The 26,056-nt window shown below is 73.2% G+C and carries 19 protein-coding genes; 3 read left to right on the top strand and 16 right to left on the bottom strand.

Annotated features, from left to right (window positions below; translation table 11 throughout):
- Window positions 1–78 precede the first annotated feature (78 nt).
- The 12 genes from ABEB07_RS27120 to hrcA all read right to left on the bottom strand — a co-directional run bounded on the left by ABEB07_RS27120 (window position 79) and on the right by hrcA (window position 15,478).
- A complete protein-coding gene (locus ABEB07_RS27120) occupies window positions 79–2,148 on the bottom strand; it encodes a glycoside hydrolase family 31 protein (RefSeq protein WP_345670754.1) in 2,070 nt (689 codons plus the stop codon).
- A 240-nt stretch (window positions 2,149–2,388) separates the two neighbouring features.
- Window positions 2,389–3,507: a carbohydrate kinase family protein gene (locus tag ABEB07_RS27115; protein ID WP_345670753.1), complete on the bottom strand. Its 1,119-nt coding sequence runs from the start codon at window positions 3,505–3,507 to the stop codon at window positions 2,389–2,391.
- A gap of 239 nt (window positions 3,508–3,746) precedes the next feature.
- The gene (locus ABEB07_RS27110) at window positions 3,747–5,036 is read right to left on the bottom strand and encodes a glucarate dehydratase family protein (RefSeq protein ID WP_345670702.1); all 1,290 of its coding nucleotides are present in this window, start codon (window positions 5,034–5,036) and stop codon (window positions 3,747–3,749) included.
- A 164-nt stretch (window positions 5,037–5,200) separates the two neighbouring features.
- Window positions 5,201–6,193 carry an adenosine deaminase gene (locus ABEB07_RS27105; RefSeq protein WP_345670701.1) on the bottom strand — a complete coding sequence of 331 codons (993 nt, stop codon included), beginning with the start codon at window positions 6,191–6,193 and terminating at the stop codon, window positions 5,201–5,203.
- Between the two features lie 20 nt (window positions 6,194–6,213).
- Entirely contained in the window at window positions 6,214–7,119 is a 906-nt protein-coding gene (locus ABEB07_RS27100) for a ribonuclease Z (RefSeq protein ID WP_345670699.1), read from the bottom strand.
- A gap of 6 nt (window positions 7,120–7,125) precedes the next feature.
- Entirely contained in the window at window positions 7,126–7,479 is a 354-nt protein-coding gene (locus tag ABEB07_RS27095) for a histidine triad nucleotide-binding protein (protein ID WP_176148904.1), read from the bottom strand.
- A gap of 137 nt (window positions 7,480–7,616) precedes the next feature.
- Window positions 7,617–10,826, bottom strand: a complete 3,210-nt coding sequence (locus ABEB07_RS27090) for a S41 family peptidase (RefSeq protein WP_345670697.1) — start codon at window positions 10,824–10,826, stop codon at window positions 7,617–7,619.
- Between the two features lie 161 nt (window positions 10,827–10,987).
- Entirely contained in the window at window positions 10,988–11,380 is a 393-nt protein-coding gene (locus tag ABEB07_RS27085; RefSeq protein ID WP_345670695.1) for a VOC family protein, read from the bottom strand.
- 22 nt (window positions 11,381–11,402) lie between these two features.
- On the bottom strand, window positions 11,403–12,161 hold the full coding sequence (locus ABEB07_RS27080) for a 16S rRNA (uracil(1498)-N(3))-methyltransferase (RefSeq protein WP_345670693.1): 759 nt from the start codon (window positions 12,159–12,161) through the stop codon (window positions 11,403–11,405).
- Window positions 12,158–13,249 carry a nitronate monooxygenase gene (locus ABEB07_RS27075; protein ID WP_345670692.1) on the bottom strand — a complete coding sequence of 364 codons (1,092 nt, stop codon included), beginning with the start codon at window positions 13,247–13,249 and terminating at the stop codon, window positions 12,158–12,160. Before ABEB07_RS27075 ends, ABEB07_RS27080 begins: the two co-directional genes overlap by 4 nt.
- Before the next feature lie 78 nt (window positions 13,250–13,327).
- Complete coding sequence (gene dnaJ / locus ABEB07_RS27070; RefSeq protein ID WP_164584891.1) at window positions 13,328–14,461, bottom strand: molecular chaperone DnaJ; 1,134 nt, start codon at window positions 14,459–14,461, stop codon at window positions 13,328–13,330.
- Entirely contained in the window at window positions 14,462–15,478 is a 1,017-nt protein-coding gene (gene hrcA / locus ABEB07_RS27065; RefSeq protein ID WP_164584890.1) for a heat-inducible transcriptional repressor HrcA, read from the bottom strand. It lies immediately after the preceding gene.
- Window positions 15,479–15,614: 136 nt separating this feature from the next.
- On the opposite strand from hrcA, the gene ABEB07_RS27060 reads away from it, so the two are divergent.
- Together ABEB07_RS27060 and ABEB07_RS27055 are read left to right on the top strand one after the other, a co-directional pair.
- Entirely contained in the window at window positions 15,615–16,346 is a 732-nt protein-coding gene (locus ABEB07_RS27060) for an MBL fold metallo-hydrolase (protein WP_176148908.1), read from the top strand.
- A gap of 31 nt (window positions 16,347–16,377) precedes the next feature.
- Window positions 16,378–17,181 carry a DUF3097 domain-containing protein gene (locus ABEB07_RS27055; protein WP_345670691.1) on the top strand — a complete coding sequence of 268 codons (804 nt, stop codon included), beginning with the start codon at window positions 16,378–16,380 and terminating at the stop codon, window positions 17,179–17,181.
- A 126-nt stretch (window positions 17,182–17,307) separates the two neighbouring features.
- Here the strand turns inward: ABEB07_RS27055 and hemW are convergent, their stop codons facing one another.
- The 4 genes from hemW to lepA all read right to left on the bottom strand — a co-directional run bounded on the left by hemW (window position 17,308) and on the right by lepA (window position 24,909).
- Entirely contained in the window at window positions 17,308–18,540 is a 1,233-nt protein-coding gene (hemW, locus tag ABEB07_RS27050) for a radical SAM family heme chaperone HemW (RefSeq protein WP_345670690.1), read from the bottom strand.
- A 54-nt stretch (window positions 18,541–18,594) separates the two neighbouring features.
- Window positions 18,595–20,487, bottom strand: a complete 1,893-nt coding sequence (locus ABEB07_RS27045; RefSeq protein ID WP_345670688.1) for an ATP-binding SpoIIE family protein phosphatase — start codon at window positions 20,485–20,487, stop codon at window positions 18,595–18,597.
- Between the two features lie 328 nt (window positions 20,488–20,815).
- Window positions 20,816–22,687 (bottom strand): AMP-dependent synthetase/ligase, encoded by a 1,872-nt coding sequence (locus tag ABEB07_RS27040; protein ID WP_176148912.1) that lies wholly within the window; start codon window positions 22,685–22,687, stop codon window positions 20,816–20,818.
- A gap of 353 nt (window positions 22,688–23,040) precedes the next feature.
- On the bottom strand, window positions 23,041–24,909 hold the full coding sequence (lepA, locus tag ABEB07_RS27035) for a translation elongation factor 4 (protein WP_345670687.1): 1,869 nt from the start codon (window positions 24,907–24,909) through the stop codon (window positions 23,041–23,043).
- A 274-nt stretch (window positions 24,910–25,183) separates the two neighbouring features.
- Between lepA and rpsT the strand changes: the two genes are divergently transcribed.
- On the top strand, window positions 25,184–25,450 hold the full coding sequence (rpsT, locus tag ABEB07_RS27030) for a 30S ribosomal protein S20 (RefSeq protein ID WP_030042978.1): 267 nt from the start codon (window positions 25,184–25,186) through the stop codon (window positions 25,448–25,450).
- The last annotated feature ends 606 nt before the right edge of the window (window positions 25,451–26,056 follow it).

Genomic DNA, 26,056 nt, shown 5'->3' with positions numbered 1-26,056 from the left:
CCGGACCCGGGCGGGGGCTCCGCCCCCTGCACCCCCGGCCTCGCGCCTCCGTTCCTCTCCCCCGCCGCCCCGTCCTCGTCAGCGCAGGGCCCGCAGGGCCTTGTCCGCGCCCGGTGCCTTGAGGTCGACGAAGACCGGGGTCGTGCCCAGGGGGGTGGCGTAGGACTTCAGGGTGGTGCCGCCCTTGATCGTTCTGCCTCGGGCCACGTCGTACCAGGTGCCCGGGGGGAGGTGGATCGAGCGGGTGGGGGCGTCGGTGAGCTGGGGGGCCGCCAGGACGGCCGGGCCCAGCATCCACTCGTCCCCGATCGTGTACGTCGCCCGGTCGTGCGGGAAGTCGAAGAAGAGCGGGCGCATGATCGGGTCGCCGGTCTTCAGGGTGTGCTGGACCTGGTCCCAGAGGTAGGGGGCCAGGCGGGCGTGGCGGGCGATGGCCTCGCGGTACAGGGCCGTGGTCTGCGCGTCGTACACGACCTTCTTGCCGGTGGTGGGGTCGGTGGTGTCGACCGGTGACGTGGAGGCGTACATCAGCGGCATCAGGGCCGCCGACTGCGCCCAGCGGACCAGGACGTCCTTCGTCGGGGCCGGCTGGCCGCTGGAGCCGCCGATCATGTCGGTGGCGACGAACGGGTAGCCGATCGTGGAGATCGCCAGGTTCTGGGTGACCGAGGCGCGCAGCGAGTTCCAGCCGGTGCCCTTGTCCACCTGGCGGGTGACGAAGCCCGCCCGGTGCGCGGCGGCGTCCCAGTGCACCCGGATGCCGACGCCCTGGAGGTCGTACTCGTCGGCGAGTTGCGCGCCGAGCCGCTGGTAGTCGGTGGGCCGGTAGCCCGCGTGCGGCGCGCACCTCTCGTCGAAGAAGCGGGTGTCGAACTTCAGGCCGTCGACGCCGTAGGCGCTCATCAGGGACTTGAGCCGGCCCTCGTACCAGGCCTTCGCGTCCGGGTTGCCGAGGTCGACGATGCCGGCCGTGCCGTTCCACCAGGTGACCGTGCAGGGCCTGGCGGTGTCGGCGGCGTCCCTGAGGAGGTAGCCGTGGTCGGCGGCGTAGCGGTACTGGTCGGAGTCGAGGTTGATCCACAGGGTGACCCAGAGGCCGAAGTCGAAGCCCAGGGCGTGGATCCTGTCCGACATGGCCTTGGGGTCGGGGTAGGCCTTCGCGTCGAAGGTCATGTTCCCGTAGTCCGACTCCCACTTGTCGTCGAGCTGGAGGGCGTGGCCGGTGATGCCGGCGTCGTGCAGGTCCTGGGCGTAGTCGAGGAGTTTCGCCTGGTCGACGTGGGTGTAGAACTGCGCCCAGGAGTTCCACACCGGCTCGGCGTACTGGCGGTAGGAGGCGTCGGACTTGGCGGGCTTGCCGACGACGCCGACGTAGTCCCGGTAGACGTCCAGCGGGGTGGACTCCACGAAGACCGTCGCCTTGTAGGCGTCCGCGGACTCGATGTCGAAGCGGCCCAGGCCGTCCTTGCCCTGGTTGATCGCCACGTCCATGACCTGGCCGGTGTCCACGCGCAGGCCGGTCGCGGCGGACGTGTACCAGAACGGGTCGATCATGTAGTAGGAGGCGGGTCCGAAGCCGGGGTGGACGACCTGTCCGCTGTCCAGCGGCCACGGCTGCGCGGTGCCCGGGCCGCCGTCCGGGGTCTGCGCCTCGCCGTGGCCGTACCAGTGGCCCGCGGACTTCAGGTCGTAGGCGAGGCCGAGCCGGTCGGGGGCGGCGCCCTCGACCTGCCAGTCGAGCTGGTAGCGGTCGGCGGCCGGGGTGATCCGGGCCTGGACGGTGGCGCCGGGGGCGGTGGTGGCGGCGGTCAGGGTGAGGGCGCCGTTCCGCCAGGTCCAGTGGGTGACGCGGGTGGCGTGCTGCCAGGCGCCGGCGGTGCGGAAGCGCAGGGCGCCGGTGTCGCCCGCGGGGGTGGCCAGCACCGTCGTGCCGGAACGGCGGGTGGTCAGGGCGAGTTGACCGGTCGTCACCCGCAGCTGGTAGCCGGGGGTGGTGCGGCCGGCCGGGACGGTCAGGGTGAGTTCGCCGGCGGACCGGGTGAGCCGGGGGGCGTGGGGGGCGGGGGCCGCGTCGTCTCCCGCCCGCGCCGGCTTCGGCGTCGCGGCGAGGGCGAGGGCGGCGGGCAGGGCGAGGGCGGCGAGGAGCACCCCGGAGCCGCGTGATGGTCTGCGCACGACGCATGTCCTTCGACGGAGGAGTCGGTCAGGAGTCGCTCATGGGTCGGGAAGTGCGGGGGCCGTACAGGATCGCGCCGGTGCGCGATCGTGCGTGATTTCGCCGATGATCGAGCAGGAGACGTCACCTGTCAATGGCGGCGCCGGCCCGGGCCCCCGGTCCACCGGATATGGGCGGGGGCGCGTCGCGGGTGACGCGGGGGCGGCGCGCGGTCACGCCGACCTGCCGAAGCCGATGGTCGGCACGGCCCTGCGCCGGGGCCACGGCTCGACGCTCGCCTCCGGCGCCAGGGCGTCCAGGAAGGCGTACCGCCTGAGCGCCGCCGGGTCCTGGCCGGGCACCGACTGGACCCGGCGCCACCAGGCCGCGATCTCCGACCAGCCGGGCGCGGAGAGCGAGCCGCCGAACTCCTGTACGGACAGCGCGGCGGTGAGGCCGGCGAAGGCGAGGCGGTCGGCCAGGGGCCAGCCGGCCAGGCTGCCGGTGACGAACCCGGCCACGAAGACGTCGCCCGCGCCCGTGGGGTCCAGCGCCTCGACCGCGATGGCGGGCACCTCGGCGCTCTCCCCCGTGCGCCGGTCCACCGCGTACGCGCCCTCGGAACCCAGGGTGACGACCGCGACCGGCACGTACGCGGTGAGCGCGTGCGCGGCGGCGCGCGGGCAGTCGGTGCGCGTGTAGCGCATCGCCTCCTCGGCGTTGGGCAGGAACGCCTCGCAGTGCGCCAGGTCGGCGAGGCCGGCCAGGTCCCAGGCGCCGGTGTCGTCCCAGCCGACGTCGCCGAAGACCCGGGTGCCCTTGCGGGCGGCCTCCGCGATCCAGGGCGCGCCGCGGCCCGGCGTCAGGGAGGCGACGGCGGCCCGGGCGCGGGGCAGGAGTTGGGGGGCGACCTCCTGGACGAGCACGTCCTCGGGGGGCGGTTCGTGGCCGTGCGAGACCATCGTGCGCTCGCCCTCGTAGGCCATGGAGACGGTGACCGGCGAGTGCCAGCCGGGGACGGTGCGGGACGGGGAGAGGTCGATGCCCTCGCCCTGTTCCAGCACGTCCCAGCAGTACTCGCCGTAGTGGTCGTCGCCGAACGCCGCCGCCAGGGAGGTGCGCAGGCCGAGTCGGGCCAGGGCGGTCGCCATGTTGGCGACGCCGCCGGGGCTCGAACCCATGCCGCGCGCCCAGGACTCGGTGCCGCGCACGGGGGCGGTGTCGAGGCCGGTGAAGACGATGTCGAGGAAGACGGTGCCCGTCAGGTAGACGTCCCAGGGCGGGTCGTCCGACGTGCGCAGGGCGGCCAGCGGGTCGATCTGCGGGCCGAGCGGGGCGTGCGGCGCGCCCACGATGTACTCGCGGTCCCGCGGGTACTCCCCGTCGGCCGCGGACACGGGGTGCGGCGGCCTCGGCTCCTGCTCCTGCTCGTCGCGGTACTCCGGTCCCTCTCCGGCGGACGTGTTGGACGCGGTCACGGTGCGCTCCCTGGCATGGTGCGGATCAAGCCAGTGTGCACCAGAGGACCGACAACGCGTCGGCACGCACGCCGCGGGGCCCGGCCGGGCCGCCGTGTCCGGCCGCCGCGCGGTCACCAGCGCGGCGTCGCGGGCACCGCCCATCCCGGCTCGGCGACCCGCATCGCCGCCGCGTCGTCGCGCTCCCGCAGCGCGCCGTCGTCATCGAGCCACCGGCGGTGCAGCCGTGCCAGTTCGTCCCGGTCGAGCGCGACCCCGAGGCCGGGTGCGTCCCCGACGGCCACCCGGCCGCCGTCGAAGACCAGGCGCTCGGTGAGGACGTCCTCCGACTGCCAGGGGTAGTGGGTGTCGCAGGCGTGGTGGAGGCCGGGAAGGGTGGACGCCACCTGGGTCATCGCGGCCAGGCTGATGCCCAGATGGGTGTTGGAGTGCATGGAGACGCCGACGCCGAAGGCGGCGCAGAGGGCCGCCAGGTGCTGGGTGTTGCGCAGTCCGCCCCAGTAGTGGTGGTCGCAGAGCACCACTTGGACCGCGCCCCTGGTGAACGCCTCCTCTATCTCGGCGAAGGTCGTCACGCACATGTTGGTGGCCAGCGGTACGCCGGTGCGCGCCGCCACCTCGGCCATCGCGGGCGTGCCGAGCGCGGGGTCCTCCAGGTACTCCAGCACGTCCGCCAGTTCCCGCGCGACGCGCGCCGAGGTCGCCACCGACCAGGCGCCGTTGGGGTCGAGCCGCAGCGGGCGCCCGGGGAACGCCTCGGCCAGCGCCCGTACGGCGGCGATCTCCTCGTCGGGCGGGAAGACGCCGCCCTTGAGCTTGAAGGAGGTGAAGCCGTGCCGCGCGACGAACGCGCGCGCCTGTGCGACCACGCCCGCCGGGTCGAGGGCGGCGCCCCAGTCGTCCCGCTCGCCGCCCGCGCCCTCGGGGTGGGCGGCCCACCGGTAGAAGAGGTAGGCGCTGTACTCGACGCTGTCGCGGAGCTTGCCGCCGAGCAGCGCGTGGACGGGCAGCCCGAGCGCCTTGCCGAGCGCGTCGAGGCAGGCGACCTCGAAGGCGGAGACGACGGACAGGAGCAGTTTGCCGGCGTTCTGGACGCCGCGCAGCCCGCCCGCGCCGACGCCGTCCGCCACCCCGTCGGCGGCCACCGGGACGTCCAGCGCGTGCAGGGCGTTCAGATCGCTGACCCGGTGGCCGACGAGCCGGTCGGCGAGCCGGCGGGCGACTTCCAGGTACCGGGTGTCGCCGTAGGTCTCGCCGAGGCCGGTGATCCCGTCGGCCGTCACCACCTCCACGATCAGGCGCGGTGTGTACGGCTGGTGCACGCCCTGGGTGTTGAGCAGCGGCGGGTCGGCGACCAGGATCGGCGTCAGCCGTACCTCGGCGAGGGCGAGGTCGCGGGTCACGGGCGGCTCCTCCGGCTCGGCTCGGCTTCGATGATCGAGGCGTTGTTCATGGCGTTGTTCTATGCCGTTGTTCATGTACGAGAACATGTCTCACGGATGAGAACAGCGCTCACCGAGCCTAGGTATCCGCGCCGTACCCGTCAATGGATCACGTCGCCCGGGGCCTACCCGAACTCGTAGGCCGCCACCTCGGCGAGATACCGCTGCCGCAGCTCCTCGTCGTCCTCCAGGAAGGCGGCGAGGAAGGAGTTGCGGGCCAGTTCGCGCAGCCGGTCCTCGGTCAGGCCGAGGGCGCGGTGGACGGCGTCGAAGTTGTCGCCGGCGTAGCCGCCGAAGTAGGCGGGGTCGTCGGAGTTGACCGTGCACAGCAGGCCGGCGTCCAGCATGGCGGGCAGCGGGTGGTCGGCGAGGGTGTCGACGGTGCGCAGCCGGACGTTCGACAGCGGGCACAGGGTCAGCGGTATCCGCTCCCGCACCAGGCGGTCCACCAGCGCGGGGTCCTCCATGCAGCGCAGGCCGTGGTCGACGCGTTCGACGCCGAGGACGTCGAGAGCCTCGGTGATGTAGGCGGGCGGGCCCTCCTCGCCGGCGTGCGCCACGCGCCGCAGACCGAGGGCCGCGGCCGCCTCGTACACCGCGCGGAACTTCACCGGCGGGTGCCCGACCTCGGCCGAGTCGAGGCCGACGCCGGTGATCCGGTCCAGGTACGGTTTGGCGGCGTCGAGCGTGGCGAGCGCCGACTCGGCGGACTCGTCGCGCAGGAAGCACATGATCAGCCGGGTGGAGACGCCGTGCCTCTCCTCGCTGCCGCCGAGCGCCCGCCACAGGCCCTCGACCACCGTGCTCATGTCCACGCCCCGCGCGAGATGGGCCTGCGGGTCGAAGAAGATCTCCGCGTGCCGCACGCCCTGCGCGGCGGCCCGCGCGAGGTAGGCGTCGGCGAGGTCCTCGAAGTCGCGTTCGGTGCGCAGGACGGCCATCAGCTCGTAGTACAGGTTTAGGAAGGACTGGAGGTCCTCGAACCGGTAGGCCTCGCGCAGGGCGTCGGTGTCCGCGTACGGCAGCTGGACGCCGTTGCGCGCGGCCAGTCGGAAGGCCAGCTCGGGCTCCAGCGTGCCTTCGATGTGGAGGTGCAGTTCGGCTTTGGGCAGAGGCATCAGAGCATCGTACGGCCTGTTCACCGACGTTTCGGTACCGGTACGCGCTGTAGGTCGTGCGCCACGGTCAGTTCTCCCTCGAAGCCCGCCGCCCGCGCCTGGCGCTCGAACTCCTCGGGGTCGCTGTAGCGCTGGCTGAAGTGGGTGAGGACGAGGTGCCGTACGCCGGCCTCGCGGGCGACGCGGGCGGCCTGGCCGGCGGTGAGGTGGCCGTGCTCCTCGGCCAGCGCCTCGTCCTCGTCGAGGAAGGTGGACTCGATGACCAGCAGGTCGCAGCCCTCGGCGAGGGCGTGCACCCCGGGGCACAGCCGGGTGTCCATGACGAAGGCGAAGCGCTGGCCGCGCCGCACCTCGCTCACGGCCTCCAGCGGGACGCCGTCGAGCGCGCCGTCGCGCTGGATGCGGCCGACGTCCGGGCCCTGGATGCCGTGCGCGGCGAGCCGCTCGGGCAGCATACGGCGGCCGTCGGGCTCGGTCAGCCGGTAGCCGTAGGACTCGACCGGGTGCGAGAGGCGGCGGGCCTCCAGCGTGTAGGACGGCGTCACGGCGAGGGGGCCGTCGGCGTCGACGGGGGCCTCGGTGAGGGCGACCGTCTCGCGGTAGGCGGTGGCGTGCCGCAGCCGGTCGTAGAAGCGCTGGCCGGAGCGCGGGTAGTGCGCGGTGATCTCGTGCGGCACCCGGTCGAGGTTGACGCGCTGGATCACCCCGGCCAGGCCCAGGCTGTGGTCGCCGTGGAAGTGGGTGACGCAGATCCGGTTCAGGTCGTGGGCGGCGACCCCGGCGCGCAGCATCTGCCGCTGGGTGCCCTCGCCGGGGTCGAACAGGATGCCCTCGCCGTCCCAGCGCAGCAGATAGCCGTTGTGGTTGCGGTGCCGGGTCGGGACCTGGCTCGCGGTGCCGAGGACGACGAGTTCACGCACGGACACGGCTGCCTATCCGGGGGGCCACTGCAGGCCGCGGCCGCCGACGACGTGGGCGTGCGCGTGCCACACGGTCTGGCCGGCGCCGGCGCCGGTGTTGAAGACGGTGCGGTAGCTGTCCAGCTTCTCCTCGTCGGCGACGGCCTGGGTCTCGCACAGGACGTCGGCGACGAGCTGCGGGGCGCCGGCGGCGAGGGCGGCGGCGTCCTGGTAGTGCGCCTTCGGGATCACCAGGACGTGGGTGGGCGCCTGGGGGTTTATGTCGCGGAAGGCGAGGGTCGTCTCCGTCTCCCGGACGACCGTCGCGGGGATCTGACCGGCGACGATCTTGCAGAACAGGCAGTCCTCTTGCGGTTCCCCTGCCACGTGGCCTCCTTGGGAGTTGATCCAGTACGGGCATCGTACCGACGCCGGGTCACCGGTCGTCCGTGTCGTCCGGACCCGCCGCTTCGCCCGGGCCCGTTGTCGTCGCCCGGGCCCGCTGTCGTCGTCCGGACCCGCGGTCACGAGCGCGGCGGGGGCAGCTCCGGCGGAGTCTTCGCCGGGGTCGTCTCCAGGGCCTCCAGCGCGAGCCGGATCGCCTCGTCCAGTTGCGGGTCGCGGCCCGCCGCGTGGTCCTGGGGACGCTGGAGGACCTCCACGTCCGGGTCCACGCCGTGGTTCTCCACGTCCCAGCCCAGGCCCTCCAGCCAGAACGCGTACTTCGGCTGGGTGATCAGGGTGCCGTCGACCAGGCGGTAGCGGCTGTCGATGCCGATGACGCCGCCCCAGGTGCGGGTGCCGACGACCGGTCCGATGCCCAGCGCCTTGATCGCCGCGTTGACGATGTCGCCGTCGGAGCCGGAGAACTCGTTGGCGACCGCGACCACCGGACCCCGGGGCGCGTCCTGCGGGTAGCTGTCCGGGCGCATGCCGCGCGGCAGGTCCCAGCCGACGATCCGCCGGGCCAGCTTCTCCACCACCAGCTGGGAGGTGTGGCCGCCGCGGTTCTCCCGCACGTCCACGACCAGGCCCTCCCGGGCCACCTCCACCCGCAGGTCGCGGTGGATCTGCGCCCAGCCGGGCGCCTGCATGTCCGGCACGTGCAGATAGCCGAGCCGGCCGCCGGACCTCTCGTGGACGTGGGCGCGGCGGTCGGCGACCCAGGCGTGGTAGCGCAGCGGCTCCTCGTCGGCCAGCGGCACCACCACCGCGTGCCGGACCTCTCCCCCGCCGGCCGGCGAGATCGTCAGCTCGACGGGCTTGCCGGCCGTGCCGACCAGCAGCGGCGCCGGACCGGCGACCGGGTCGACGGGCCGGCCGCCGACCGCGAGGATCGCGTCCCCGGCGCGCACCGCGACACCGGGCGCGGCCAGCGGGCTGCGCGCGTTCGGGTCGGAGGTCTCCGAGGGCAGGATCCGGTCGACGCGCCAGCCGCCGTCCTCGTGCCGCGAGAGGTCCGCGCCGAGCAGGCCCTGCCGGGCGCCGTGGCCGAAAGCGCCGTACGGGGTGACGTAGGCGTGCGAGGTGCCCAGCTCGCCGTGCACCTCCCACAGCAGGTCGACCAGGTCGTCGTGGGTGGCCAGGCGGTCCAGGACCGGCCGGTAGCGGTCGAGGACGCCGTCCCAGTCCAGGCCGCCCATGTCGGGCCGCCAGAACTGGTCCCGCATGATGCGGCCGGTCTCCTCGTACATCTGCCGCCACTCGGCGGCCGGGTCGACCGTCTGCCGGACCCGGCCGAGGTCGACGGTGATGTTCGAGTCGCTGTCCTCGTCGTTCGAGGCGCGCCGGTCGCTGGGCACCACCTTCAGCTTGTGGTCGGTCCACAGCAGGACCCGCTTGCCGTCGCCGCTGACCTCGAAGTGGTCGGCGTCGGCGGCGAGGTGCTCCAGGCGCTGCTGGGCGAGGTCGTAGCGCTCCAGTTCGGTCTTCGGGTCCGGGTCGTCGGGGGTGGCGCGGGCGGCGCCGAGCACGCCGGTCACCGGGTGGCGCAGCCACAGCACGCCGTCGCGGGCGGCGCGCAGGTTGGAGTAGCGGGCCGCCTCGACCGGGAAGGGCACGATGCGGTCGGCGAGGCCGTCGAGGTCGATGCGGGTCGCCGGGGCGCCCTCGCTGTCCGGGGTCTCCTCCTTGTCGGACACCTCGAAGGCCCGGCCGTGCCGCTGCGGCCCGAACGGCGACGGCGTGGTCGCGGCGAGCGTGATCAGGTACGGACGGGAGCTCTCCACGAAGGCCAGGTCGAAGACGTGTTCGTCGTAGACGGGATCGAAGGAGCGGTGGGAGAGGAAGGCCAGGTGCTTGCCGTCGAGGGTGAAGGCGGGGGCGTAGTCCTGGAAGCGCAGCGGGGTCGCCTCGGTGACCGACAGGTCGGTGGTGTTGGCCAGCCGGAGCTGGCTGAGCGGGCGCGGCCCGGGGTGGGACCAGGCGAGCCAGCCGGAGTCGGGCGAGAAGACGAGGCCGGAGACGTCGCCGTTGTCGCTGCGGTCCACCTCGCGGACCTCGCCGCTCTCGCGTTCGACCAGCAGCAGCCGGCCGTCGTGGGAGGCGACGGCGGCGCGGCTGCCGTCGGGCGCCATGGCCAGTGCCAGCACCCGGCCGAGCTGTCCGGCGGCGAGCCGGCGCGGGGTGGCGCCGGGGGCGAGGCCGGTGGCGGGCGAGAACTCCAGGGCGTCCTCGCCCTCGGCGTCGGTCACCCACACCACCCATTCCTCGCCGTCGGCCCGGAAGGTGCGCGGCAGCCGGGTCCGCACGCCCGGCTCGGCGGCCAGGGCGCGGGCGGGGCCGGCGCGGTGGGTGACCCAGTGGACGGCGCCGCGCACGGCGACCGCACTGCCGCGCGCGGTGTGGTCGGGGGCGGCGGAGCCGAACCAGCGGCCCGCGTTGACCGGATACGGCTGGAGGTCCACGCGCGGCCCGCCCAGGCGGATGTCCAGGCGGCGCGGTTCGGCGCCGTCGAGGTCGTCCAGCAGCCACAGTTCGCCCGCACAGGCGTAGACGACGCGCGCGCCGTCGGTGGCGGCGTGGCGGGCGTAGAAGCCGCCCAGCGGGGTGTGCCGGCGCAGGTCGGAGCCGTCGGCGAGGGAGGAGTACAGGGCGCCGGTGCCCTCGTGGTCGGAGAGGAAGGCGATCCGGTCGCCCACCCACAGCGGGTACTCGACGTTGCCGTCCAGCTCCTCGTGCAGCCGGACGAACTCGCCGTCGCCGTCGCGGTCGATCCACAGCTTGCCCGCGGTGCCGCCCCGGTACCGCTTCCACCAGGCCGCCTCGCGGCTCATCGAGGCCGACAGCAGCACGGTGTGCGGACCCTGGGCGACGTCGCCGACCGGACCGTACGGCAGGGTGGCGGCCGGTCCGCCGTCCAGCGGGACGGCCCGGGCCCAGCTGCGGCGCAGGCTGGCCTGGCCCTGGGTGCTGATCGCGAGCACTTCGCCCCCGGCGGTCCAGCCGCGCACCTGGGTGCGCCAGCTCCCCCAGTGCGTCAGGCGTCGGGCGGGCCCGCCGTCGATGGGGGCGATGTGCACCTCGGGCGCGCCGTCCCGGGTGGAGGTCCAGGCGACGGTGGCGCCGTCGGGCGAGACGCGGGGGTGGTTCACCGGCACGCTGTCGGCGCTCACCCGCCAGGCTCGGCCGCCGTCCAACGGGGCGAGCCACACGTCGTCCTCGGCGGTGAAGGCGACCAACTCGCCGTGCGGATGCGGAAACCGGAGATAGGCAGACGATGCGGACTGAGTCACCTGATCACCCTACGCAGCGTCGGCGGCCACGAACAGGGGGCCGCGGCGCATCTCCGCCGCCGCCCCCGCACCGTACGTCCCTGCTCGCGCCCTTGATCACTGTGCGCCGAGCGCCGGTCGGGGGCGCCCTGCCGCGGGGCCGGGCGCGGACTCGGCCGCCGTCAGGTGCGCAGGAGCAGCCACTCCTGGAGTTCCACCACATTGCCCTCGGGATCCTTCAGGTGCGCGACGCGCATCCGGTCCGTCATGGGCGCCGGGCCGTGCAGCAGGGTCGCGCCGCGGGCGGCGACCCGCGCGCAGCACGCGTCCAGGTCGTCCACGCGCAGCACCACCAGCGAGCGGTGTCCGGCGACCGACTCGCCCAGTTCGCCGAGGACTTCGGCCATCATCGCCCGGTCCTGGAGGGCGATGCCCGCGGAACCGGCGGCCGGACTGAACTTCTCGTACGGTCCCCGCTGTGCGCCCGACTGCGGCTTCAGGCCGAGGACTTCGGTGTAGAAGCGGTAGCAGGCGGCGAAGTCGGTGACGAGCAGTCGGACTTGGGCGAGTTCCACGGCATCCCCCTGGAGCCTTCGGTCAGGACCAGCGGCCGGTGCGCCCCAGCAGCAGCGCGACGGCGGCCGTCCCCGCGGTCGAGGTGCGCAGCACACTACGCCCGAGCAGGCACGCCCGCGCCCCCGCCTCCCGGAACTGCGCCAACTCGTCGGAGGCGACGCCTCCTTCGGGGCCGACCACGAGCACGATCTCGCCCTCGGCGGGCAGTTCGACGGTGGCCAGGGGTTCGCTGCCGTACTCGAAGTCCGAGTGCAGCACGGCGGCGAAGTCGGCCTTGGCCAGCAGCGCGGCGACCTGCTTGGTGCTCGCGGTCTCCGCGATCTCCGGGAAGCGGACCCGGCGGGACTGCTTGCCGGCCTCGCGCGCGGTGGCCCGCCACTTGCCGAGCGCCTTGAGCCCCCGGTCGCCCTTCCACTGGGTGATGCAGCGGGCGGCCTGCCAGGGCACGATCGCGTCGACGCCGACCTCGGTCATGGTCTCCACGGCGAGTTCGCCCCGGTCGCCCTTGGGCAGGGCCTGCACCACGGTGATGCGGGGCTGCTCGGGCTCCTCCTCGCGGACGGAATCCAGGTCCATGACGACCAGGCGGTCCTTGCCCTCGGCGGCCTTGACGACGCCTTCCAGCCAGCGCCCGCGCCCGTCGGTGAGGATCACGTCCTCGCCGGGCCGCAGCCGCTTCACGGAGACGGCGTGCCGTCCCTCGGGGCCGTCCAGGACGTACTCCCCGCCGCTGAAGTCGGCGCCCTCGACCGAGTCGATCACGAACACCGGCGCCGTCATCGCGCACCTCCCGTCCGGCGCCCCGGCAGGGCCGCCGTCGCCGCTTCGAGTTCCTCCGCGAGCACCTCCACCAGTCGCCCGGCGGGCAGGTCGCGGGCCATCCGGTGGCCCTGTCCGGCCCACAGCGCCATGCCCTGCGGGTCGCCCGCCTCGGCCGCGGCCTTGCGCAGCGGGGCGGTGAGGTGGTGCACCTCCGGGTAGGCGGCGGGCGCGTAGGGGCCGTGTTCGCGCAGGAAGCGGTTGACCAGGCCGCGGGCCGGGCGGCCGGAGAAGGCGCGGGTCAGCTCGGTGTGCGGGTGGAGCGGGTCGGTCAGCGCCGCCTTGTGCAGGGCGTGCGCGCCGGACTCGGGGGTGGCGAGGAACGCGGTGCCCAGCTGGGCGGCGCTCGCCCCGGCGGCGAGGACGGCGGCGATCTGGCCGCCGCGCATGATGCCGCCGGCGGCGACGACCGGGAGGTCCACCGCCTCGCGGATCAGGGCGACCAGGGTGAGCACGCCGATGCCGGCGCCGTCGTTCTCCGGCAGGTCGCGGTGGGTGCCCTGGTGGCCGCCGGCCTCCACGCCCTGCGCGATCACCGCGTCCGCGCCCGCCCGCTCCACCGCCAGCGCCTCCTCGACGGTGGTCGCGGTGACCAGGGCGAAGGTGCCGACGCGGTGCAGGGCGTCGACCACCTCGCGGGCGGGGACGCCGAAGTGGAAGGAGACCACCGGGACCGGGTCGTCCACCAGCGCGGCGACCTTGATCTCGTAGCCGTCGTCGCGGCCGTGGTCCGGTTCGCCCAGCTCGGTGCGGTACCAGGCGGCCTCGCCGGCCAGCTGCTGGGCGTACAGGTCGACCGCGCCGGACTCCGCGTGTTCCGGCTGGGGCAGGAACACGTTCACGCCGAAGGGGCGGCCGGTCAGCCCGCGCACCTGCTTGATCTCCTGGTACATGCCGTCCGCGGTCTTGTACCCGGCGGCCAGGAAGCCCAGCCCGCCGGCCTCGGACACCGCCGCGGCCAGCCGGGGGCCGGAAGGGCCGCCCGCCATCGGGGCCTGCACGATCGGCTGAGGGAAGAGATCGGTCAGCGCGGACAATGCGGAGGACATGACCGCATGGTGTCACGTCCTGCGCACGTCTCCGAATCCGGGCGAGACCTTCGCCCCGACGGCCTCGAAGGCCGTCCCTCAGCGACCGTTGAACGCGTCCTTCAACCGTGAGAACAGCCCCTGCTGTCCGGGCTGGAACTGCCCCTGGGGCCGTTCCTCGCCGCGCAGCTGGGCCAGTTCGCGCAGCAGCCGCTCCTGCTCGGGGTCGAGCTTGCTCGGGGTCTGCACCTCGACGTGCACGATGAGGTCGCCGCGGCCGCCGCCGCGTAGGTGCGTGACGCCGCGCCCGTGCAGCGGGATCGACTGTCCGGACTGGGTGCCCGGCCGGATGTCGACCTCCTCCATGCCGTCCAGCGTCTCCAGTGGCACCTTGGTGCCGAGCGCCGCCGCGGTCATCGGGAGGGTGACCGTGCAGTGCAGGTCGTCGCCGCGCCGCTGGAAGGTCGGGTGCGGCAGCTCGTGGATCTCGACGTACAGGTCGCCGGCCGGGCCGCCGCCGGGGCCGACCTCGCCCTCGCCCGCGAGCTGGATCCGCGTGCCGTTGTCCACACCGGCCGGGATCTTCACCGTCAGGCTGCGGCGGGCGCGGATGCGGCCGTCGCCGGCGCACTCCGGGCACGGGGTCGGCACGACCGTGCCGAAGCCCTGGCACTGCGGGCAGGGCCGGGAGGTCATGACCTGGCCCAGGAAGGACCGGGTGACCTGCGAGACCTCACCGCGGCCGCGGCACATGTCGCAGGTCTGGGCGGTGGTGCCCGGAGCCGCGCCCTCGCCGTTGCAGGTGTTGCAGACGACGGCCGTGTCGACCTGGATGTCCTTCGTGGTGCCGAAGGCCGCCTCGTCCAGCTCGATCTCCAGCCGGATCATGGCGTCCTGGCCCCGGCGGGTGCGCGAGCGCGGCCCGCGCTGCGACGCCGTGCCGAAGAACGCGTCCATGATGTCGGAGAAGTTGCCGAACGCGCCGGCGCCGAAGCCGCCCGCGCCGCCGCCGGCCTGCGAGAGCGGGTCGCCGCCGAGGTCGTAGACCTGCTTCTTCTGCGGGTCCGACAGCACCTCGTAAGCGGCGTTGATCTCCTTGAACCGCTCCTGGGTCTTCGGATCGGGGTTGACGTCCGGGTGCAGCTCGCGCGCGAGCCGGCGGAACGCCTTCTTGATCTCATCCTGCGACGCGTCGCGGCGCACGCCGAGAACGGCGTAGTAGTCCGTGGCCACTTACGACTCCGCCAGGATCTGTCCGACGTACCGTGCCACTGCGCGTACCGCTCCCATCGTTCCCGGGTAGTCCATGCGGGTCGGTCCGACCACGCCGAGCTTGGCCACTGCCTCGCCGCCCGAACCGTAGCCCACCGACACGATGGACGTGGAGTTGAGTCCTTCGTGGGCGTTCTCGTGACCGATGCGCACGGTCATGCCCGGATCCTGCGTCTCACCGAGCAGCTTCAGCATGACCACCTGCTCCTCCAGCGCCTCCAGAACGGGGCGGATGGTGAGCGGGAAGTCGTGTCCGAAGCGGGTGAGGTTGGCGGTGCCGCCGATCATCAGCCGCTCCTCGTTCTCCTCGACGAGGGTTTCGAGGAGCGTGGACAGCACCGTGCAGACCGTGCCGCGGTCCTCCAGGTCGAAGCCGTCGGCCAGGTCCTCCACCAGCTGCGGCACGTCCGCGAAGCGGCGTCCGGCGACCCGGCTGTTGAGCCGCGCCCGCAGGTCGGCGAGCGACGTCTCCCCGAACGGGGCCGGGCAGTCGATCATCCGCTGCTCGACCCGCCCGGTGTCCGTGATCAGCACCAGCATCACCCGCGCGGGGGCGAGCGCCAGCAGCTCCACGTGCCGCACCGTCGAACGCGTCAGCGAGGGGTACTGCACCACCGCGACCTGCCGGGTGAGCTGCGCGAGCAGCCGCACCGTGCGGGCCACGACGTCGTCGAGGTCGACGGCGCCGTCCAGGAAGTTCTGGATGGCGCGCCGCTCGGGCGCGGTCATCGGCTTGACCCCGGCCAGCTTGTCGACGAAGAGGCGGTACCCCTTGTCGGTGGGGATGCGGCCGGCACTGGTGTGCGGCTGGGCGATGTAGCCCTCGTCCTCCAGGGCCGCCATGTCGTTGCGCACGGTGGCCGGCGAGACGCCGAGGCTGTGCCGCTCGGTGAGCGCCTTGGAGCCCACCGGCTCCTCGGTGCCGACGTAGTCCTGGACGATGGCACGCAGCACTTGAAGCCTTCGCTCGCTGAGCATCGCGCACACCTCCAGAGTCGTCCCTCGGCTCCCCTTTGGCACTCGGCGCATACGAGTGCCAGTTCTCCCCGGCCCAGTGTACGGCCGTCGGGTGGACCGAGGGCAAGGCCGGTCCCGGGAACGCTAGCGTCGGGGCATGACGGTGACTTGGGAAGAGCTCGGCTGGGAACGGCTGGCCGACGGGATCGGCCGGATCCGGCTGCCGGGCTGGGACTGCACGGTCGGGCTGGTGGCGGGGGCGGGTTCCGCGCTGCTGGTGGACGCCGGCTCCAGCCTCGCCGAGGGGGCCGCGCTACGCGCCGACGCGGCCCGCCTCGCGGGCTTCGATGTGACACTTCTCGCGCTGACGCACCCGCACTTCGACCACGTCCTGGGCGCCGCGGCGTTCCCGGACGCCGAGGTGTTCGCCGCCGGGGGCGCCCACGCCGTCCACGACGACGAGCGCGAGCGCGCGGAGCTGCGCGCGGACGCGGTGCGCCACGGCCTGGACCCGCGGGCGGCCGACGCGGCGGCCGCGGCGCTGGTACGGCCCGGCCGCGAGGTCGACGACGTGCTCGCCGTGCCGCTGGGCGACGGCCGGGAGGCGCTGCTCGTGAACGCCGGCCCCGGTCACACCGCCCACGACCTCGCCGTCGTGGTGCCGGGCGAGCGGCCGGTGGTGTTCTGCGGCGACCTGGTCGAGGAGTCCGGCGAGCCCTCGGCCGGCCCCGACGCGGTGCCGTCCCGGTGGCCGGCCGCGCTGGACCGGCTGCTGGAGCTGGGCGGCCCGGACGCCCGGTACGTCCCCGGGCACGGCGCGGTGGTGGACGCGGCCTTCGTCCGGGCCCAGCGGGACGCCCTCGCCCGGCGCTTCGGCGTGTCGCCCTGATCGGCCGCCGACTTCTCCTATCGTCACTCGAATGCGCCAGTACTCCGCCGACCTGACTCCCCCCTGGAAGAAGCCGAAGGGCGTGCCCGAGATCGCGGCCGAGCCGGGGCTGGTCGTGGAGGAGCCGGGCACCGGTTTCTGCGGGGCGGTGATCGGCTGCGAGGCGGGCACGGTGACCCTGGAGGACCGCTTCGGCAAGCACCGCGTCTTCCCGCTCCAGCCCGGCGGCTTCCTGCTGGAGGGCCGCACGGTGACGCTGGTCAAGCCGTCCTCGGGCCCGGTACGGCCCACCCGTACGGCGTCCGGTTCGGTCGCCGTGCCCGGCGCCCGCGCTCGGGTGGCCCGCGCCGGGCGGATCTACGTGGAGGGCCGGCACGACGCCGAGCTGGTGGAGAAGGTCTGGGGCGACGACCTGCGCATCGAGGGCGTGGTCGTGGAGTACCTGGAGGGCGTGGACGACCTGCCCGCGATCGTCGAGGAGTTCGCGCCGGGGCCGGACGCGCGGCTGGGGGTCCTGGTGGACCACTTGGTGCCCGGCTCCAAGGAGTCGCGGATCGCCGAGGCGGTGACCAGCGCACACGCCCTCGTCGTCGGCCACCCGTACATCGACGTCTGGGAGGCCGTGAAGCCGTCGTCGGTGGGGATCGCGGCGTGGCCGCGGGTGCCGCGGGGGCAGGACTGGAAGACGGGCGTCTGCCGGTCCCTGGGCTGGCCGCCGAACACGGGCGCGGCCTGGCAGCACATCCTGTCCAAGGTGCGCTCGTACAAGGATCTGGAGCCGGAACTGCTGGGCAAGGTCGAGCAGCTGATCGATTTTGTCACCGCACCCGCCTGACCCGCCGGCCACCCGGCTGTCCTGCGGGCATGCGTGCCGCCCGGGGCGGCACGGGTGGGCGCGGGCGGCGCCCTCCCGAGCGGGGCGAGCGACATCCACCCGGCGGTGCCCCGAACGCCGGGCGCCTCAGTCCACCAGGTCCCGTACCACCGCGTCCGCCAGCAGCCGCCCGCGCAGCGTCAGCACGGCCCGCCCGGCCCCGTACGGCTCCTCCTGGAGCAGCCCCCCGGCCAGCGCCCGCCGCGCGGCGGCGAGCCCCCGCTCCCGCAGCAGCGACAGCGGCACCCCCTCCCGCAGCCGCAGCTCCAGCAGGATCCGCTCCACCCGCTGATCCTCCGCGGAGAGCACCTCCCGCCCCGCCCCCGGCGTACGCCCCTCGGCCAGCGCGGCGGCGTACGCGCCGGGGTGCTTCACGTTCCACCACCGCACCCCGCCGACGTGCGAGTGCGCCCCCGGTCCGGCCCCCCACCAGTCGGCCCCGCGCCAGTACAGCTCGTTGTGCAGGCACCGGCCCGCCTCGGAGGTGGCCCAGTTGGACACCTCGTACCACTCGAACCCGGCCCCCGACAGCACCTCCTCGGTGATCAGGTACCGGTCGGCGTGCACGTCGTCGTCGGTCATGGGCACCTCCCCGCGCCGGATCCGGCGGGCCAGCTGTGTGCCCTCCTCCACGATCAGCGCGTACGCCGACACGTGGTCGGGCCCGGCGCCGAGCGCCGCGTCCAGCGAGGCCCGCCAGTCGTCGTCGGACTCGCCGGGGGTGCCGTAGATCAGGTCGAGGTTGACGTGCGCGAAGCCGGCCGCGCGGGCCTCGGCGACACACGCCTCGGGCCGCCCGGGGGTGTGCGTGCGGTCGAGGATCTTCAGCACGTGCGGCCGGGCGCTCTGCATGCCGAAGGAGATCCGGTTGAAGCCGCCCTCCCGCAGCTCGGCGAGGTACGCGGGGTCGACGGTCTCCGGGTTGGCCTCGGTGGTGACCTCCGCGTCCTTCGCGAGCCCGAACTCCTCGCGGATCGCGTGCAGCATCCGCACCAGGTCCGAGGCGGCGAGCAGGGTGGGCGTGCCGCCGCCGACGAAGACGGTGCGGACCTCGCGCGGGTCGTCGCCGAGGACCTTGCGAGCGAGGCGGACCTCGTCGGCGAGGGTGTCGGCGTAGTTGTCGCGGGAGGCGAGGACGCCGCCGGTGCCGCGCAGCTCGGTGGCGGTGTAGGTGTTGAAGTCGCAGTAGCCGCAGCGGGTGGCGCAGTAGGGGACGTGCAGGTAGAACCCGAGGGGCCGGTCGGCCGCCCCGGCCAGCGCGGACGCGGGCAGCGCGCCGTCGGCGGGGACGGGCTCGCCGTCGGGAAGAGCGGAAGGCATGTCCTCCATTGTCCAGCACCGCGCACGGCACCCGGCCGGCCGGCGCCAGGGGCGTCATTCGGCCTGGAGGACCAGCAGGGCCAGGTCGTCCTGCGGGGGCCGCTCGCCGAAGTCGTGCACGAGTCGCTGGATGCGTTCGGCGATCAGTTCCGCGTCGAGGCCGGCGCAGCCGGCGAGGACCGTGGCGAGCCCGTCGGCGTCGTCGAACTGGCGGCTGCCCGAGCGCCGCTCGGTGATCCCGTCGGTGACGCACAGCAGCGTGTCGCCGGACCCCAGCTCGAAGGTGTCGCAGGTGTACGTCTCGTCCTCGATGACGCCGAGCAGCGTCTGCGGGCGGGCGACGGCGCGCACCCCGCCCGCCCGGTCGAGGACCAGCGGCAGCGGGTGCCCGGCGCAGGCGAGCGTGCACCGCACCCCTCCCTCGAAGGGGGCCAGCTCGCCGTAGAGCAGGGACAGGAAGCGGGTCTGCGGCCCGTCGCCGGGCGCGGGGCCCCGCCCGCCGGCGGCGGCCAGGACGCGCGCGGCGGCGTCGGCGGCCTCGGTGGCGTCGTCCAGCAGGAGCTGGTTGAGGCGGTCCAGCACGTCGGCGACGCCGTACCCCTCGCGGGCCAGCAGCCGCAGCCAGGGCCGGGCGAGCCCGATCACCACCGCGGCCTCGGGCCCCTTGCCCTGCACGTCGCCCACCGCGAAGCACCAGCGGCCGTCGCCGGCCGGGAAGAGGTCGTAGAAGTCACCGCTGGGGCCGCCCTGGTCGCACGGTTCGTAGACGAGGGCGCTGCGCACGCCGGGGATCTCGGCGACCGCGCCGGGCAGCAGTCCGCGCTGGAGGACGGCGCTGATGGTGGCCTGCCGGGCGTACTGCCGGGCCGCGCCGATGCCGAGCGCCACCCGCCGGCTGAGGTCCTCGACCAGACCGGTGATCTCGTCAGGGAAGCCGACCGGTCCCGCCCGGCCGATGACCAGCGTGCCGAGCGGGCGGCCGCCGGCGATCAGGCGGTACGCCAGCGCTGAGCCGTCCGCGGCGCGCGGGCCCAGCGCGTGCCCGGGCCAGGAGTAGGCGGCGGGGCCGGAGCGCAGCCCGTCCACGGGGTGCGGCGGGTCCTTCTCCAGGGCCTGGCGCAGCTCGTCGACGCGGTTCTCGCTGGTGTGCCAGACGCGGGCCAGGCGCGGCCCGGCGGCCCCGGCGGCGTCCGCCCAGCCGCCGCGCGCGGTGGACTCGTCCTCCAGCCACACCGCGCACCAGTCGGCGAGCCGGGGCACGATCAGCTGGCCGGTGAGGGCGGCGACCAGGTCCTCGTCGAGCTGCCCGGCGAGCAGGTCGGAGGCTTCGGCGAGGAAGGTCAGGGCGCCGCGGCCCAGCCACTCGCGGTCGCGTTCGGCGCGCTGCGGGTCGGGGGCGAGGAACTCGGCGACGCCGAGTCCGTACTCGGCGTCGTAGGCGCCCTCCCCCTCGCCGGCGGCGTCGTCCTCGGCGGGCAGCCGGGCCCACACCGTCTTGACGCCGGGCCGGTAGGTGATGCCCCACGCCTCGGCGAGGGCGGCGACCAGCCGCAGCCCGCGCCCGTACTCGGGCGGCTCGTACGGCGTGGGGGCGCGGTGGTCGCGCGGGGCGCGCGAGGGGTGCTGGTCGGAGACCTCCACGACGCACGCGCCGGTCTCCGGCTCCAGCCGGCAGACCATCTCCACGTCGGTGCCCGCGTGCACGACCGCGTTGGTGACCAGTTCACTGACGACGACCATGACGTCGTCGGCGAGCCGGTCGGGAACGGCCAGACCGCGGCCGCGCCATTCGGCGAGCGTCGCGCGCGCCAGCGTGCGGGCGGAGCCCGGTGCGTGGGGGCCGCCGGGCAGCGTCGTGCGCGCCTCGGTGTGCGCCCCCGCGCGCTGGGGCGCGGGAACGCCGGAGGGGCGCGGAACGGTCTCCCGTTGCGTCGGAATGACTCCCATCCGCAGCTCCCGAGCGTTCGCCCGAATCGGGGTCGATTCGGTTCGGTCGATGCGGACAGGGTGACAGACCGACTGCACCCATAAGCATGGAGTCACCGAAGTGACCCGTTTTTCATGAGAACTGTGCTAACAACCACCCAGAGACGGACAGGACCGGTACGCGTCCGGAACGGGCACGTCCCTCCTCCGGCGCGGAGCCTCCCTCGGGGGCGCGGGGAACCGCGCGCCCGGCCACCGACGACCCGCGGCCGAGAACCGACGACCCGCGGCCGAGAACCGGCCCGCCGAACCGAAGCGGACCCGAGTTCCCCCGCGCCCCAGCGGAGCGCTACGCCTCCCGCGCCCCCGCGTACATCTCCTCGATCAGATGCTTGTACTCCCGCTCCACCACGGGCCGCTTCAGCTTCAGGCTCGGCGTGATCTCCCCGTGCTCCACGTCGAGGTCCCGCGGCAGCAGCCGGAACTTCTTGATCGTCTGCCAGCGCTGCAAGCCCTCGTTGAGCTGCTTGACGTAGCCCTCGACCATCTCGACGGTCTGCGGCGCGGCCACGATCTCGGCGTACGGCTTGCCCTCCAGGCCGTTCTCCTTGGCCCACTCCTCGATCGCGAGCTCGTCCAGGGCGATGAGGGCGGTGCAGAAGTTCCGGTCGGCGCCGTGCACGAGGATGTTGGAGACGTACGGGCACACCGCCTTGAACTGGCCCTCGACCTCGGCGGGCGCGATGTACTTGCCGCCGGAGGTCTTGATGAGGTCCTTCTTGCGGTCGGTGATGCGCAGGTAGCCGTCCGGGGACAGCTCGCCGATGTCGCCGGTGTGGAACCAGCCGTCGGACTCCAGCACCTCGTCGGTCTTCTCGGGCAGCCGGTGGTAGCCCTCCATGATGCCGGGGCCGCGCAGCAGGATCTCGCCGTCGTCGGCGATCCGGACCTCGGTGCCGGGCAGCGGCTTGCCGACGGTGCCGGTGCGGTACGCCTCGCCGGGGTTGACGAAGGAGGCCGCGGAGGACTCGGTGAGGCCGTAGCCCTCCAGGATGTGGATGCCGGCGCCGGCGAAGAAGTAGCCGATCTCGGGGGCGAGGGCGGCACTGCCGGAGATGCAGGCGCGCAGCCGGCCGCCGAACGCCTCGCGGATCTTGGAGTAGACGAGGGTGTCGGCGACCTTGTGCTTGGCGGCCAGGCCGAAGGGCGCGGAGTGGACGCCGGTGCGCTGAAAGTTGTCCTGGGTGACCTTGGCGTACTCACGGGCGACCTCGGCGGCCCACTGGAAGATCTTGTACTTCGCGTTGCCGCCGGCCCGGGCCTTGGCGGCGACGCCGTTGTAGACCTTCTCGAAGATGCGCGGCACGGCCGCCATGTAGGTGGGCTGGACGACCGGCAGATTCTCGATGATCTTGTCGACACGGCCGTCGACGGCGGTGACGTGGCCCAGCTCGATCTGGCCGGAGGTGAGGACCTTGCCGAACACGTGGGCGAGCGGCAGCCAGAGGTACTGCACGTCGTCGGGACCGAGCAAGCCGGTGGAGGCGATCGCCTTGGCCATGTACGACCAGTTGTCGTGCGGGAGGCGCACGCCCTTGGGGCGGCCGGTGGTGCCGGAGGTGTAGATGAGGGTGGCGAGCTGGTCCTTGGTGATCGCGCCGACCCGCTCCTTGATCAGCTCGGGGTGCTTCTCCAGGTGGGCGGCGCCGCGCTGCTCCAGCTCGGCGAGGGTGAGCACCCAGTCGCCGCTCTCCACGCCGGCCGCGTCGATGACGACGACGTGGTGCAGGTCGGGCAGTTCGGCGCGCTTCTCGACGGCCTTGGCCAGCTGGGCGGCGTTCTCCGCGATGAGCACCTTGCTCTCGGAGTCGGAGAGGATGAAGGCGGACTCGTCGGCGTTGGTCTGCGGGTAGATCGTGGTGGTGGCGGCGCCCGCGCACATGATGCCGAGGTCGGCGAGCAGCCACTCCACCCGTGTGGAGGCGGCGAGCGCGACCCGCTCCTCGGGCCGCACGCCCAGTTCGATCAGTCCGGCGGCGATCGCGTGGACGCGCTCGGCGGACTCGGCCCAGCTGAGCGACTTCCAGTCGTCCGGGCCCTCGCCGGGCGTCGGCACCGGGTAGCGGTAGGCCTCGGCGTCCGGTGTGGCCGCCACGCGCTCCAGGAAGAGGGCCGCCACCGACGGCGGACGATTCTCGATAGGGGTCTGTGCGTCGCTCACGACATCCTCCGGGCCCGCGGCATCGCGGCTCGCTAGCGGCTGGCTCAAGTACGGCTGGGTTGGCTCTCGGGGTGGTGCGGGGGGGTTCGGCTCGTTCGAGGGTTCAGCGTCGTTCGGGGTCGTTCGGGGTCGTTCGGGGTGCTGGTCCGGGCTGGTGTCCGGGCCACTGTTTAACTCGCGAGTAACTAGCGAGCAGGCATCAGGTTAAAGCGCGACCGGCCACCGCGTAAGGGGCTGTGGCCTGTCATTTCCCACGAAGCGCCGCTCCGCACACGCGCGGGGGCCCGCCGCACTCCCGTGCGACAGGCCCCCTTTTCACCCGCTTTGCCGTGCCGCCGGCGCCCGGCGGACGGTCACTTCTTGCTCTTGCCCGGTCCCGAGCTGTCGTCGCTGGAGAGCACCGCGATGAAGGCTTCCTGCGGAACTTCCACCGAACCCACCATCTTCATGCGCTTCTTGCCCTCCTTCTGCTTCTCCAGCAGCTTGCGCTTGCGGGAGATGTCGCCGCCGTAGCACTTGGCGAGGACGTCCTTGCGGATGGCGCGGATGGTCTCGCGGGCGATCACGCGCGAACCGATGGCCGCCTGGACGGGCACCTCGAAGTTCTGCCGCGGGATCAGCTCCCTCAGCTTGGCGACGAGCCGCACGCCGTACGCGTACGCCTGGTCCTTGTGGGTGATCGCCGAGAAGGCGTCCACCTTGTCGCCGTGCAGCAGGATGTCGACCTTGACCAGGGAGCTGGACTGCTCGCCGGTGGGCTCGTAGTCCAGGGAGGCGTAGCCGCGGGTCTTGGACTTCAGCTGGTCGAAGAAGTCGAAGACGATCTCCGCGAGGGGGAGGGTGTAGCGGATCTCGACCCGGTCCTCGGAGAGGTAGTCCATGCCGAGCAGCGCGCCGCGCCGGGTCTGGCACAGCTCCATGATCGCGCCGATGAACTCGGTGGGCGCGAGGATCGTGGCGCGCACGACCGGCTCGTACACCTCCGCGATCTTGCCCTCGGGGAACTCGCTCGGGTTGGTGACCGTGATCTCGGCGCCGTCCTCCATGATCACGCGGTAGACCACGTTGGGCGCGGTGGCGATCAGGTCGAGGCCGAACTCGCGCTCCAGGCGCTCGCGGATCACGTCCAGGTGCAGCAGGCCGAGGAAGCCGACGCGGAAGCCGAAGCCGAGGGCGGCGGAGGTCTCCGGCTCGTAGACGAGCGCGGCGTCGTTGAGCTGGAGCTTGTCCAGCGCCTCGCGCAGCTCCGGGTAGTCGGACCCGTCCAGCGGGTACAGGCCCGAGAACACCATGGGCTTGGGGTCCTTGTAGCCGCCGAGCGCCTCGGTGGCGCCCTTGACCTGGCTGGTGACGGTGTCACCGACCTTGGACTGGCGCACGTCCTTCACACCGGTGATCAGGTAGCCCACCTCGCCGACGCCGAGGCCGTCGGCCGGCAGCATCTCGGGCGAGTTGGTGCCGATCTCCAGCAGTTCGTGGGTGGCGCCGGTGGACATCATCCGGATCCGCTCACGCTTGTTGAGCTTGCCGTCGATGACCCGGACGTACGTCACGACGCCCCGGTAGGAGTCGTAGACCGAGTCGAAGATCATCGCGCGGGCGGGGGCGTCCGCGACGCCGACCGGGGCGGGGATCTTCTCCACCGCGCGGTCGAGCAGCGCCTCGACACCGAGGCCGGTCTTGGCGGAGACCTTCAGCACCTCGGAGGGGTCGCAGCCGATCAGGTTGGCCAGCTCGTCGGCGAACTTCTCCGGCTGGGCGGCCGGCAGGTCGATCTTGTTCAGGACCGGGATGATCGTGAGGTCGTTCTCCATCGCCAGGTAGAGGTTGGCGAGGGTCTGCGCCTCGATGCCCTGGGCCGCGTCCACCAGGAGGATGGTGCCCTCGCAGGCGGCGAGCGACCGGGAGACCTCGTAGGTGAAGTCGACGTGCCCCGGCGTGTCGATCATGTTGAGGATGTGCGTGTTGCCGGGGTCGTGGGTGGGAGCCCACGGCAGTCGCACCGCCTGGGACTTGATCGTGATGCCGCGCTCGCGCTCGATGTCCATGCGGTCGAGGTACTGAGCGCGCATCTGCCGCTGCTCGACCACCCCGGTCAGCTGGAGCATCCGGTCGGCGAGCGTGGACTTGCCGTGGTCGATGTGCGCGATGATGCAGAAGTTGCGGATCAGCGCCGGGTCGGTACGGCTCGGCTCGGGCACATGGCTAGGGGTCGCGGGCACGCAGGGTCCTGATTCTTGAGGCGTCCGCACACGTGTGCTTGTCCGTCTGCGGTCTCGGGTCGGATCTATACGTAGTCTCCATGGTCCCATGTCCGGCGGGGAGCGCGGATCGGGTGGTGCGGGCCGGTGAACCGCAGGCGGTTTTGGGCGGGGAACGGGCCGCTGGTAGTGTGGGCCGCTGTGTCTCATGCCCTCTCCGCACGAGGCACACCTCAAGAAATCACCGGCTACGGGACCTGCACGGCCCCGTGCCAGAACCTGTAAAGGCTCATTCGTGGCGAACATCAAGTCCCAGATCAAGCGGATCAAGACCAACGAGAAGGCCCGGCTGCGCAACAAGGCCGTCAAGTCCTCCCTGAAGACCGCGATCCGCAAGGCCCGCGAGGCCGCTGCCGCGGGTGACGCCGAGAAGGCCACCGAGTACCAGCGCGCCGCCGCGCGTCAGCTCGACAAGGCCGTCTCGAAGGGCGTCATCCACAAGAACCAGGCCGCCAACAAGAAGTCGGCGCTTGCTTCCAAGGTCGCGTCCCTCAAGGGCTGAGTTTCCCGACTTGACGCCGGACGGACCCGGGCGGGCCCTCTCTCATCCGCCCCCGACCGGCACCCGGACCTGTGCGCGGCCTGCGTTCGCCACGCGGGCACGGGTCCACGAGCGTGAACCGAAGGCCCCGGCGGTCCCCCTTCCCCAGGGGAACCGCCGGGGCCTTCGGCGTATGCACGGCGGACGACGCGGAATCGCCCGACGGGCCCCATAGGGCCGATGGAACGCAGGGGGAGTTGACGGCGCACGTATGGTGGAACGGAAGCGCATCGACGCCCGCCCCGGGCTGTGAGCCGGGCGGGCCGGACGGGGGAAGAAAGGTGCGTGCCCGATGGCGATCGGGCTCCTCTCCGCGATTGCTGCCGTGTTCTACGGGAGCACGGTCTCGATCCTTGCTCTGACTGCGACCTTCGCCCGGCGGCGCACACTGCGGTGTGAAGCGCGCAGTACCCTGGCCGTCCTGATGCGGGGGAGAACGGCGGAATCGCCGCAGGCAGACCGCGCGGTATCAGGCCCAGACAGCTGAGCGGTCACGGCACAGTGAAGTGCGCACCGGCGGCGCCAGGTTCCTGTGGCGCGGCATCGCACCCGCTACGAAAGGACCGC

It is taken from the genome of Streptomyces similanensis, from assembly GCF_039543625.1.
Classification (GTDB): Bacteria; Actinomycetota; Actinomycetes; order Streptomycetales; family Streptomycetaceae; genus Streptomyces; species Streptomyces similanensis.
The sequence above is the reverse complement of the archived record's forward strand: the minus strand, read 5'-3'. Positions and strand labels throughout refer to the sequence as shown.

Bases quoted from the DNA above. Each gene is read 5' to 3' on its own strand.
- ABEB07_RS27105 (WP_345670701.1), bottom strand. From the start codon at position 6,193: ATGCCTCTGCCCAAAGCCGAACTGCACCTCCACATCGAAGGCACGCTG.
- ABEB07_RS27080 (WP_345670693.1), bottom strand. From the start codon at position 12,161: ATGACGGCGCCGGTGTTCGTGATCGACTCGGTCGAGGGCGCCGACTTC.
- ABEB07_RS27075 (WP_345670692.1), bottom strand. From the start codon at position 13,249: ATGTCCTCCGCATTGTCCGCGCTGACCGATCTCTTCCCTCAGCCGATC.
- hrcA (WP_164584890.1), bottom strand. From the start codon at position 15,478: ATGCTCAGCGAGCGAAGGCTTCAAGTGCTGCGTGCCATCGTCCAGGAC.
- ABEB07_RS27060 (WP_176148908.1), top strand. From the start codon at position 15,615: ATGACGGTGACTTGGGAAGAGCTCGGCTGGGAACGGCTGGCCGACGGG.
- ABEB07_RS27055 (WP_345670691.1), top strand. From the start codon at position 16,378: ATGCGCCAGTACTCCGCCGACCTGACTCCCCCCTGGAAGAAGCCGAAG.
- hemW (WP_345670690.1), bottom strand. From the start codon at position 18,540: ATGCCTTCCGCTCTTCCCGACGGCGAGCCCGTCCCCGCCGACGGCGCG.
- ABEB07_RS27045 (WP_345670688.1), bottom strand. From the start codon at position 20,487: ATGGGAGTCATTCCGACGCAACGGGAGACCGTTCCGCGCCCCTCCGGC.